Source organism: Dermabacter sp. Marseille-Q3180 (assembly GCF_940792985.1).
Taxonomy (GTDB): domain Bacteria; phylum Actinomycetota; class Actinomycetes; order Actinomycetales; family Dermabacteraceae; genus Dermabacter; species Dermabacter vaginalis.
The window spans coordinates 143,370-154,328 of record NZ_CALNWU010000003.1; the positions used below are offsets into that span (position 1 = coordinate 143,370).

At 60.6% G+C, this 10,959-nt stretch carries 9 protein-coding genes; 7 read left to right on the forward strand and 2 right to left on the reverse strand.

Going from position 1 to position 10,959, the window contains the following annotated elements; genetic code table 11:
- Positions 1–6 precede the first annotated feature (6 nt).
- Positions 7–726 carry a 50S ribosomal protein L1 gene (rplA, locus tag NBW56_RS08530; protein WP_126847902.1) on the forward strand — a complete coding sequence of 240 codons (720 nt, stop codon included), beginning with the start codon at positions 7–9 and terminating at the stop codon, positions 724–726.
- 88 nt (positions 727–814) lie between these two features.
- Here rplA and NBW56_RS08535 read toward each other — a convergent pair whose 3' ends face one another.
- The gene (locus NBW56_RS08535; RefSeq protein ID WP_250258854.1) at positions 815–2,398 is read right to left on the reverse strand and encodes a peptide MFS transporter; all 1,584 of its coding nucleotides are present in this window, start codon (positions 2,396–2,398) and stop codon (positions 815–817) included.
- 364 nt (positions 2,399–2,762) lie between these two features.
- On the opposite strand from NBW56_RS08535, the gene NBW56_RS08540 reads away from it, so the two are divergent.
- Positions 2,763–3,944 carry a Gfo/Idh/MocA family protein gene (locus tag NBW56_RS08540; protein WP_284346106.1) on the forward strand — a complete coding sequence of 394 codons (1,182 nt, stop codon included), beginning with the start codon at positions 2,763–2,765 and terminating at the stop codon, positions 3,942–3,944.
- Positions 3,945–4,023: 79 nt separating this feature from the next.
- Here the strand turns inward: NBW56_RS08540 and adhE are convergent, their stop codons facing one another.
- Entirely contained in the window at positions 4,024–6,639 is a 2,616-nt protein-coding gene (gene adhE, locus NBW56_RS08545; RefSeq protein ID WP_250258855.1) for a bifunctional acetaldehyde-CoA/alcohol dehydrogenase, read from the reverse strand.
- Between the two features lie 681 nt (positions 6,640–7,320).
- On the opposite strand from adhE, the gene rplJ reads away from it, so the two are divergent.
- From rplJ to NBW56_RS08570, 5 genes are all read left to right on the forward strand, one after another.
- A complete protein-coding gene (gene rplJ / locus NBW56_RS08550) occupies positions 7,321–7,836 on the forward strand; it encodes a 50S ribosomal protein L10 (protein WP_065247372.1) in 516 nt (171 codons plus the stop codon).
- Positions 7,837–7,953: 117 nt separating this feature from the next.
- On the forward strand, positions 7,954–8,340 hold the full coding sequence (gene rplL / locus NBW56_RS08555) for a 50S ribosomal protein L7/L12 (RefSeq protein ID WP_016664006.1): 387 nt from the start codon (positions 7,954–7,956) through the stop codon (positions 8,338–8,340).
- Positions 8,341–8,489: 149 nt separating this feature from the next.
- Positions 8,490–9,344, forward strand: coding sequence for a hypothetical protein (locus NBW56_RS08560; RefSeq protein ID WP_250258856.1), 855 nt, complete (start codon positions 8,490–8,492; stop codon positions 9,342–9,344).
- A gap of 15 nt (positions 9,345–9,359) precedes the next feature.
- Positions 9,360–10,136: a hypothetical protein gene (locus tag NBW56_RS08565; protein WP_250258857.1), complete on the forward strand. Its 777-nt coding sequence runs from the start codon at positions 9,360–9,362 to the stop codon at positions 10,134–10,136.
- 218 nt (positions 10,137–10,354) lie between these two features.
- On the forward strand, positions 10,355–10,753 hold the full coding sequence (locus tag NBW56_RS08570) for a hypothetical protein (RefSeq protein ID WP_250258858.1): 399 nt from the start codon (positions 10,355–10,357) through the stop codon (positions 10,751–10,753).
- Positions 10,754–10,959 lie beyond the last annotated feature (206 nt).

Here is a 10,959-nt window from a genome sequence, read left to right on the forward strand (position 1 = left end):
TCCAACATGGCAAAGAAATCTAAGGCATTCAAGGACGCAGCTGCGCTCATCGAGGAGGGCCGCCACTATGCGCCCCTCGACGCCGTGCGCATCGTGAAGAAGTCCGGCTCCAAGAAAACCGATTCGACCGTCGAGGTCGCCATGCGCCTGAGCGTTGATCCCCGTAAGGCGGATCAGATGGTGCGCGGCACCGTCAACCTCCCGCACGGTACCGGTAAGACCGCCCGCGTCATCGTGTTCGCTACCGGCCCCCAGGCTGAGGCTGCACGCGCCGCAGGTGCCGATGAAGTCGGCGACGACGACCTCATCGAGAAGGTCGCCGGCGGCTGGACCGACTTCGACACCGCCGTGGCAACCCCGAACCTTATGGGTAAGGTGGGCCGCCTCGGCCGCGTGCTCGGTCCCCGTGGCCTCATGCCGAACCCCAAGACCGGCACCGTCACGATGGACACTGCCAAGGCCGTTGGCGACATCAAGGGCGGCAAGATCGACTTCCGCGTCGACCGCGCTGCAAACCTTCACTTCATCATTGGCAAGGCCTCGTTTAGCGAGCAGCAGCTCGTCGAGAACTACGTCGCGGCGCTCGAAGAGATCCTGCGCCTCAAGCCGGCGAGCTCGAAGGGCCGCTACATCTCGAAGATCACGATGTCCACGACCTTCGGTCCTGGCGTCCCGATTGACGTGAACCGCACGCGTAACCTCGCCGAGGAGACCGACGAGGCCTGAGCCTCGCTCCTCCCGGAAGGGAAAGCATAAGAATCGGGCCCCGCGCACTGCGCGGGGCCCGATTCTTATGTGTGGATCGAGAGCGGTGTTATTTCGCGACCTTCACGCCCACCTCGCGTGCGCCACTAAGCTCACGCTGGTCGACGTCATCCATCTTCGACTGCACCCACGGCGCGATCAGGAACATGATGACCGCCACCACGATTGTCACTACACCGAGGCCGTAGTAGTACACGGAGTCACCGAGATTTGCCCTCTTGACCTGGTCAATGATGACCGACGTGAGACCCATGCCGACGCTCGGCGCAAGGTACCAAAGGGTCATGGTTTGCGAGGCAAACTGCTTCGGTGCAAGCTTGGTCGTCACCGAGAGGCCTACGGGGTTCATGCACAGCTCGGCAACCGTCTGCACCACGAACACGAGGCCCAGGTACCAGAACGGGGCGAGCATGCCCGCACCCGGCCACGTTCCGAAACCGTAACCCATGAGTACCGCCGACACGGCGATGATGACGAGCGAGAGAGCGAACTTTGCGGCGGTATTCGGGAACTTGCCCTTGCGGCGTGTGAAGATCCACGCGATGACCGGCGAGAGCAAGAGCACCGCGGCGGGGTTGATGGACTGGTAGACCTCGGGGGAGAGGTTCAGGGCGCCGATCGTGCGGTCCGTATTGTTCTCTGCGAAGAATGCCATCTTGCCGGCCGCCTGCTCGAAGATCACGACGAACAGGATCTGACCGACCCACAAGGGCAAGAACGCGCCGAGGTGCGTGCGCTCCTCAGCGGTGACCTTGGAGCTCTTAAACATCGTGAGGAAGTAATACGCGCTCATCACGAGAGCGAAGGCAAACAGCGAGTAGGCAATCGCCGAGTGCAACTCGCCGAGAAGGGCGTTGAAGCCAAGGACGAGCAGGGTCGCGATGACCACGACTCCGAGGCCACCAAGGGCGAGACGCGTGCCTTCACCCTTCTGGAGCGGGTTCGGGATGCGGTAGGCGAATTCGCCGAGCTTGTGGCGACCGTAGAAGAACGACACGAGAGCGAGCGCCATACCGACGGCAGCGGCAAGGAAGCCCACGTGGTAGCCGAAGTGGCCGCGCAAGAAGCCCACGATGAGCGGTGCGACAAGCGAGCCGACGTTGACCGACATGTAGAAGTACTGGAAGCCGGCATCTCGCCTCGGGTCGTCTTCGTCATAGAGGCCGCCCACGATGGTTGCGAGGTTTGGCTTGATGAGGCCGGTACCGATCGCAATGCAGATAAGACCCGACCACGACGTGATCGCGGCAGGGAATGCCAGCAGCACGTGGCCGAGCATGATGACCGAACCGCCGATAAGCCCCGAGATCCACGGCCCGAGGATGCGATCGGCGATGATGCCGCCCGGGATCGTCATGAGGAGCACCGCGGCGCCGTAGGCCGACACGATGACCTGACCGGCGGTATCGGAAAGCCCGAGACCCTGGTGAGCGGCGACATCGGTGAGGAAGTACAGCAGGATCGCGCGCATACCGAACCAGCTGAAGCGTTCCCACATCTCTACCTGAAGCATCCAGGGCAGGCCGCCAGGGTGGCCGATGAAGGATTTATCGTTCTTGGAGGGGCCCGTGCGTAGTTCCGAGGGCCGGTACTTGTAGACCGCTGAATCTTGTGCGGACGGATTGGTCGTCATCGATAAATCCTTGCTTTGTCGATCCTGTGAGCCGCGCGTAGCGGGGGAGGGGGCGACCGGCGCACGGGTTGTGGCCGGGGTGGCGCGGGGTGTGCGCCGTGTTTCGTCCATGACATCAGACCTCGAGTACGCGGCCCGGGTCAGAAATGGGAAAAAACGTGATCGCCGCAACTACCGATCCGGATGATCGGAAAGATAAGAGGAGTAGGGACCTAGGGCACGGGAAAGAAGGGCACACAGAGGGGATGGTCCGGTCACGTCATTGACCGAAAAATTTGGGCGGGCAGGCCCGTATTATCAGAGGAATAGAGACCCACGGAACGTGTGTGGACCACTCTTGGAAGGCACCCGAAAGGAGAACTCGTTGAGGCAGAACACAGATCTTCGAGTAGGGGTAGTGGGCTTCGGAGCCCGAGGGCCTCTCGCGCGTCACGCACATAAGCCGGGTGAAGGCTCTCGCGTGTCGGTCGTCGCGGATCCCTCCGAGCGAGGCAAAGCTAAAGCACGCGAAATTATCGGCGAGGACGTACGCACCGTGGACACGGTTGACGATCTCCTTTCGGGCGGTGACGTGGACGCGGTGATGATCCTTGCCCCCGATCATCTGCACGCCCCGATTGCGCTGAAGACGCTTGAGGCGCGCATTCCCACATTTACCGAAAAGCCCATGGCAATTTCGGTCGAGGATGCCGATGCAATGTTGAACCTCGCGTATGAGAAACGCGCGCGCCTGTACGTGGGGCACAACATGCGCCACATGCCGGTGATCCGGCAAATGAAAGACATGATCGAGCAAGGAAAGATTGGGCGAGTGCGTGCCATCTGGTGCCGCCACTTCGTGGGCGCCGGCGGCGATTTCTACTTCAAGGATTGGCATGCCGAGCGCGAGCGCGCCTTCTCCCTCCTGCTGCAGAAAGGCGCGCACGATATCGATGTGATCCACTGGCTCGCCGGCGGGTATACCCGCCGAGTATCGGGGATCGGAGGACTCGAGGTCTACGGTGACATCGAGGATCGACGCGATAACTCGGATCGCCTTATGTGGGACTGGTTCGATGCGGAAGTCTTCCCACCATCGAGGCAAAAAGAGCTCAATCCCGTGATCGATGTCGAGGACATCTCGATGCTGCAGATGACGCTAGATAACGGCGTGTACGCCTCCTATCAGCAGTGCCATTTCACCCCGGATTATTGGCGCAACTATACGGTCATCGGCGACGAGGGGCGCCTCGAAAACATGGGGGATCGTGCTGGTGAGCAGATTTTTCTGTGGAATTCGCGGCACTCGGGGGCGGGACGCCCGGATCAGGTGGAGGTGATCGCCAGGGCCGACGGTGGCCACGGCGGTGCTGATCCACGTCTCATCACCGAGTTTCTCGAGTTTGTGAGAAATGGTGGCCGCACCGACGTTTCGGTGATCGCCGCACGTGAGGCCGTTGCCACGGGCGTGTACGGGGCTCTTTCGATCCGCGCGGGCGGGCAGATGCTCGAGGTTCCTCCCGTGCCCGCGAAGATTCGCGAGTATTTCGACTCGGGGCAGTCCTAGCTCACTTCGCGTATCAATCATGAGGGGTGACCCCGCCAAGCGGAGCCACCCCTCATGCACTCAGGCGGAGAGCCTTCGACTACTTCGCGTGCTTCTCGCTGTAGTCGAGCTCGCCCTCGAACGCGTCGCGGATGAGCGCCTTGAGTTCGCTCACGAGCGGCTGCTTCGGGTTGGCGGGCGTGCACTGGTCCTCGTAGGCGCGATCGGCAAGGGTGTCGATCGTCTTTTCGAGGTGCTCGAGCGTTGCGCCGTTCTCCTTGAGCGACATCTCGATGCCGATCTCTTCGGCGAGCTCGGTGACGGCCTTGACGAGCGAGGCCACCCCTTCCTCCGTGGTCTTTGCCGGGAGGTTGAGTGCGCGGGCGATCTCGGCGAAGTCCTCATCGGCGCGGAACGACTCATACTTCGGGAAGAGCGCGTGCTTGACGGGCTTCTTCGCGTTGTAGTTGATGACGTGCGGGAGGAAGATCGCGTTCGTGCGGCCATGCGCGAGGTTGAACTCGGCGCCGACCTTGTGCGAAAGCGAGTGCACGATACCGAGGAAGGCGTTCGCAAATGCGATGCCCGCCATGGTGGAGGCATTGTGCATGTTCTCCTTGGCCTCGCGGTCGCCCTCGAGAACCGACTTGCGAAGGTTCGCGAAGATCATCTGGATCGCGCGGAGCGAGAGGCCCTTCGTGTAGTCCGAAGCCATGGTCGAGACATACGATTCGATCGCGTGGGTGAGCGCGTCCATGCCCGAGTCAGCTGCCGTGCGGGCGGGGACGGTGTCCACGAACTGCGCGTCGGCGATCGCGACGTCGGGAAGAATCGCGTAATCGGCGATCGGGTACTTCACGTGGTTCTCGGAGTCGGTGATGACCGCGAACGGGGTGCACTCCGAGCCGGTGCCCGAGGTCGTCGGGATCGCGACGAAGCTTGCTTTTTCACCGAGCTTCGGGAACGTGTAGGTGCGCTTGCGGATATCGAGGAACTTCTGCTTCATACCGAAGTAGGAGGCGTTGCCATCCTCGTAGAACATCCACATGCCCTTCGCGGCGTCCATAGCGGAGCCGCCACCGAGGGCGATGATCGTGTCGGGCTTGAACTGGTTCATCTGCTCGACACCGCGGAACACGGTGTCAGAGCTCGGGTTGGGCTCGACGTCCGAGAAAATCTGGTACTGGATTGGGTTGCGGCGCTCGCGAAGCTGCTCGAGCACGATGTCAACGTAACCGAACTGCACCATCCCCGGGTCGGTCACGATGAAGGCGCGGTTGATGCCTTCCATGTCGCGCAGGTACTGGGTGGAGTAGCGCTCGAAGTAGGTCTTCGGAACCTTGAACCACTGCATGTTGTTACGACGCTCCGCAATTCGCTTGATGTTGATCAGATCGATGGCCGACACGTTGCGCGACACCGAGTTGTGGCCGTAGGAGCCACATCCGAGGGTGAGCGACGGGATGAGGCCGTTGTAGATGTCGCCGATGCCGCCCTGCGAGCTCGGGGAGTTCACGACGATGCGGCACGCGCGCATCGCGATGCCGTATTCGCGCTCTTGCTGCTCGTCGCGCGTGTGGATCACAGCGGTGTGGCCGAGACCGCCGTGCTCAAGGAGCTGGTTGGCAAGGTCGAAGCCCTCGGCGGCGTCCTTGACGACCTTGTAGCCGAGCACCGGCATGAGCTTTTCCTGGCTGAACGGGTGGTCTTTGCCCACGCCGTCGATCGGCACAAGAAGAACCTTGGTGTAGGCGGGAACCTTGAGCCCTGCGCCTTCGGCGATCTTGAGGGCGCTCGAACCCACGAGTGCCGGGTTGACGCCGCCCTTCTCGGTGATCATGAACTTCTCGAGCTTCGTGCGCTCGGTCTTGTTCAGGAAGTAGCCACCGTACTTTTCGAACTCGGCGACGAATTCCTTGTTGATGTCGGTGTGCACGAGGACGCTCTGCTCGGAGGCGCAGATCATGCCCGAGTCGAAGGTCTTCGACAGCAGGAGATCGTTGACGGTGCGGGAAATCTTTGCGGTCTTGTCCACGTACACGGGAACGTTACCGGGGCCCACGCCGAGAGCGGGCTTGCCGGTCGAGTATGCGGCCTTGACCATGCCCGAGCCGCCGGTCGCGAGCACGAGAGCAACCTTGTCGTGATTCATGAGCAGGCCGGTCGCCTCGAGCGAGGGTGTCTCGATCCACTGGACGCAGTTTTCGGGAGCGCCAGCTTCGACTGCCGCCTCGTACACGACGCGAGCGGCGTGAGCGGAGCTTTCCTGCGCACTCGGGTGGAACGCGAAGATGATCGGGTTGCGAGTCTTAAGCGCGATGAGCGACTTGAAGATTGTGGTCGAGGTCGGGTTGGTCGTCGGGGTCACGCCCGCAATGACGCCCACGGGCTCGGCAACCTCGATGACACCGCGGGTCTTGTCCTCGTGGATGATGCCCACGGTTTTATCGTGCTTGATCGAATTCCAGATGTATTCCGAAGCGAAGATGTTTTTGATGATCTTGTCTTCGTACACACCGCGCCCGGTTTCTTCGACCGCGTGCTTGGCGATTGCCATGTGCTGGTCGAGTGCGGCAAGTGCCGCGTGGTGCACGATGTGGTCGACCTGCTCCTGAGTGAAGTCGCGGAACTCCGTGAGCGCGGTAGCGCCCTTATCGGCGAGGGCGTCGATCATCGCTTGGGTGTCGACATCGGGCGTAGCTTTGGCATCTGCCATGAGCGTGTCCATCCTTTTCTGGCGGGTGGAGTGAATAGGGAAGTACGTCGTTGTGCTTCAAACCTACGTGGCCGATGTGATGCACACAACCGCGGCAACTACGAATATAGAACAAGCAAAAGTGCTGGTCATGAAGGGGTTTCGTCGTAGTGCGAAGTTTTGGCGTTGGAGGTTGAATCCGGCGTGGCGTGGCGGGCGTCGAACCCGGTCACAAACCCCACCCTAGCACCCTAGGGGCATAAGGTCCCCGTTTGACCTGCGTGTTTGTTGAGACCATAAAGCCTGGGAAAAGTTGGACCTTGGGATCAAGTTTGAAGATTGGCTTTTTGGCTCGGTAACGAGTCGGTTGGGGTTCGACGGTCGCCAGGGGATATTGGTCCCCTTTTCGTAAGTGTGGCCTGATTCACCCTCGGGTTTCGGGTAGTAAGTCTGTGGGAGGGATCACCGCATACGGGGTTTTGCTGCGGGGTGTGTGCGAGTAGAGTTGAAGTCACCGAAGACCGCCGGTCGTCGCCCTGCCATCAGGGGGACCGAAAGCTTTCACCGTGGTGAAGCGACCTGCGCAGGTGCTCAAGAAACGATACGCGTACTTCCGCGTGTCCAAGCCTTGACCCCTGCGGTCAGGGCTTTTTTCATGACTGAAGCTTTCAGGCCGGCCTCGAGACCTCTGGAAGGAGGGCCATGGCGAGGCCTGACAAGGCAGCTGCCGTTGCTGAGCTTACGGAACTGTTCCGTGAGTCGAACGCGGCAATTCTGACCGAGTACCGCGGGCTGAGCGTTGACCAGCTCAAGACGCTGCGTCGTTCGCTCGGTGCCGATACCACCTACGCCGTGGTAAAGAACACGCTCGCCGCTATCGCGGCCCGGGAAGCCGGGATTGATTCCCTCGAAGGTGACCTGAACGGCCCCACCGCGATTGCGTTCATTAAGGGTGAGCCGGTTGAACCGGCCAAGGCCCTGCGTGACTTTGCCAAGGACAACCCCATGCTGGTCGTCAAGTCCGGTTACTTTGAGGGCAACCCCCTCACGGCTGACGACGTTGAGAAGCTTGCCGATCTCGAATCGCGCGAGGTTCTTCTTGCCAAGACTGCCGGTGCCCTCAAGGCATCGATGTCGAAGGCTGTTTTCGTTCTCGCTGCGCCGCTTACCAAGGCTGCGCGCACCGTGGACGCCCTGCGTGCCAAGAACGAGGGCTGAGGCGTCGAGTCTCATCCCGAGGCGTAATGCACGCGCTCGGCACAACCTTTTACACATACACTCGGCGCATATGCGCCAGGCACCTACGGGTGCCACTTGACAGGAAGGACTAGCCCCATGGCTAAGCTCACCAACGAAGAGCTCATTGAAGCTTTCAAGGAAATGACCCTCATCGAGCTCTCCGAGTTCGTGAAGCAGTTCGAAGAGGTCTTTGACGTGACCGCTGCTGCCCCCGTTGCTGTTGCCGCTGCAGGCGGTGCCGCCGGTGGCGAGGCTGCCGCTGCTGAGGAAAAGGACGAATTCGACGTCATCCTCGAGTCGGTCGGTTCGGCCAAGATCGCCGTCATCAAGGAGGTGCGCGCTCTCACGGGTCTCGGCCTCAAGGAGGCGAAGGACCTCGTCGATGGCGCTCCCAAGCCGGTTCTCGAGGCTGCTTCGAAGGAAGACGCCGAGAAGGCCAAGGAGCAGCTCGAGGGCGCTGGCGCAACCGTCACCCTCAAGTGATTTCCGCGCTCTAAGCGCACTTCATAGCCGAAAAGGCCACCCCGCGCGGGGTGGCCTTTTCGTTTTCTCCATAGAAGTGTGAAGCGCCTCTCAATAACACTTGGTAGGGTGTGCCGTGATTCCAGCCCCACATCCCTCAAGGAGTCGACATGACCCCCACCTCTCCCGCCTTGACCCGCGCTGCGCGAGGCGTCGCTGCACTGCTCCTTGCCACCTCCCTCGCTGGCTGCGGGGCACTCGGGAGCAGCGTCGCTAAAAAGGACGAAACCTCTCCCGCGGCCCCCACCTCGACCTCGAGTGAAGGCTCTGTCGAGCCGAGCGAGGAGGCAAGTGGCGATCCGAGCGATACGTCGAGCGCCACGCCGGGGGACACCTCCTCTGCATCTCCCACCGGCGATGAAAGCGGCCCTGCAGCTCAAGGGGAGGAGCAGCCGGCCGGCGAGCCTGATGCGCCCGCGACCTGGCTTGCGAATACCCCGTATGTCCCCCTCGAAGGTATCGACAGCGTGACAGTTGACGGTGTTTATGGGGGCGCGACCGCCGGCAACACGTTCACACTGAGCTTCACCTTCGACCACCCGAATGCTTCGCAAGCGTGCATCGATGCTGTCGCCGCAGTGAATAAGATCGAAATTCCCATCCAGCAGATGGCGGTCGCAAAATACGAAGGGAACTTTAAGGCGTTCGACCCCTCATCGATCGCTCCAACGATTCAAGCCGCCGCTGTTCAGAGCGATGAGGACCTCAACCTCATGGACGCCTACAACGACATCCTCGCGGAATGCGCGAATACCCCCGGTGAGCCAGCCTCGGTTGTGGAAAAGCTCCCCGATCACGAGGGGCTGCACGTGCAGCTTGGATCCGCGGACCTGATCCTCGCCGGCAAGTCCCACGGCAATCGCCACATTTGGATGATCCTTGCGAATGTCGAGCCTGAGCAAGCCAAAACCTATATCGATGCCCAAATCGATCTTTTTGATCGCACTGTGACGAATGCCGCCTGACCGGTGAGGATTTTCATGATCAACTCAACTGCGCTCATGTCTGCTCGCCGCCCACGTGTGTGGTTTTCGGGCCTCGCCGCACTCGCCCTAGCCACATCGCTGACGGGGTGCGGAGCGCTTACCGATGCTGGACAGAATGACCGATCGAGCTCCTCGTCGACCTCGCATAGTTCAAGCGAAAACGGGCACACGAAGGGGAGCGGCGGGCACGGCGTTCCCGATCGGAAAAAGCAGCCCGCAGGCAATCCCGATGATGTGAAGTCATGGCTTCTCACCGAGGAGCATCTGCCGGTGGACGGCATGAAGCCCAGCGAAGTAGAAGTCGACAAAGGAGAGGGCGACTTCGAGCTGAGCTTCTCACTTGAGCACCCGAACATCTCACCAGAATGCACAGATGCGGTCACCACGCTCAACAACACCTCGTTTACTTCCGCGACCGTTGCGACGAGCGTGTTCCGAGGACGGCCCGCTCCGGGCTCCGCCAATGCGGAGTCGATGATTAAGATTGTCGCGTTGACGACCCCCGACGACATGAACGTCATGGACTTCTACAACGATGTTGTGCAAAAGTGTGGAAATATCCAGGGCGCACCGCCGGTCACCGTTGATAAACCTTTCGGTGGTGAAGGGGTGCACGTCAAGCTTCCCGACGAAGAATTCTTCCTCGCTGGAAAATCCAGCGGCAAGCGCCATATCTTTGTCGTCATGTCCGATGTCGGTGATGCCGATGCTCAAGCCGTGATTGATGCTCAGCTGGATCTCTTCGACCGTTCGATTGCGAGCGACCATTAGGTGACCGGCGGCCTCTCCACCACGGTTGGGGACGCAACGAGTGTCAAAACTCTGCACCGACTACGGGGTGGAATCGAGAGTGAATGAACAGTGTTCCGACGGCAACGGGGTCACCTGGGCAACCGTCGGACCATGGGGGCTCCGAAGAAACTCAAGCAGACCTCGCACGCTGGCTCCTTTCGGCTCAAGAATCGGACCAGCTGTCAAGCTTCAACAAGGTGACCGTTGAGGTCGAAACGACGAGTGATCAGCAGCTGACTTTCCCGGTAGAGATACCCGACCCGAACTACCTTCAAGTCGACTACCGGAAAGACGGCAGAGCCGCTGTCCAAGCGATGCAGGCGCCTCAATCAGGTGTGAACACAGTCGTCGTGGCTGACTACTCCGAAGACGAGGGCAGGTTCAGCCGCAATAAACACCGACGCCCCAAAGCCCGGGTCATGGCGTTCCGCACCGATGAAGAGGTGGATATTATGCAGCTCTTCCACCTCGACGATGGGCTATGCGTTGATGAATGCGGTCCAAAGCCCCTGTCGCTTCGCAGAAGTTGCGAAATACTTTCACGTAAACCTTGTGGCGCTACGAACGTGATGATAATCTCACGGTCAAAGTCTTAGGAAAGTAGGCGTAGTTCAAGGAAGAACGATGAAAAAGATGGTTGCGCTGACCTTTGCGGCAACTCCCATGTTTTCGGGTGTAGCAGCGTGGGGCGGCGGCGGAAAGCAGTGGCGGTATGGCGTTACCCCGGTCATCTAACGTCATCGGTCTTATTGCTGCGGCCTGTGTTGCAGTGGTTCTGGGGCTAGCAGCAGGTTCACTCTCG

Coding starts and splice junctions, on each gene's coding strand:
- adhE (WP_250258855.1), bottom strand. CDS start 6,639: ATGGCAGATGCCAAAGCTACGCCCGATGTCGACACCCAAGCGATGATC.
- rplJ (WP_065247372.1), top strand. CDS start 7,321: ATGGCGAGGCCTGACAAGGCAGCTGCCGTTGCTGAGCTTACGGAACTG.
- NBW56_RS08565 (WP_250258857.1), top strand. CDS start 9,360: ATGATCAACTCAACTGCGCTCATGTCTGCTCGCCGCCCACGTGTGTGG.
- rplA (WP_126847902.1), top strand. CDS start 7: ATGGCAAAGAAATCTAAGGCATTCAAGGACGCAGCTGCGCTCATCGAG.
- NBW56_RS08535 (WP_250258854.1), bottom strand. CDS start 2,398: ATGACGACCAATCCGTCCGCACAAGATTCAGCGGTCTACAAGTACCGG.
- rplL (WP_016664006.1), top strand. CDS start 7,954: ATGGCTAAGCTCACCAACGAAGAGCTCATTGAAGCTTTCAAGGAAATG.
- NBW56_RS08560 (WP_250258856.1), top strand. CDS start 8,490: ATGACCCCCACCTCTCCCGCCTTGACCCGCGCTGCGCGAGGCGTCGCT.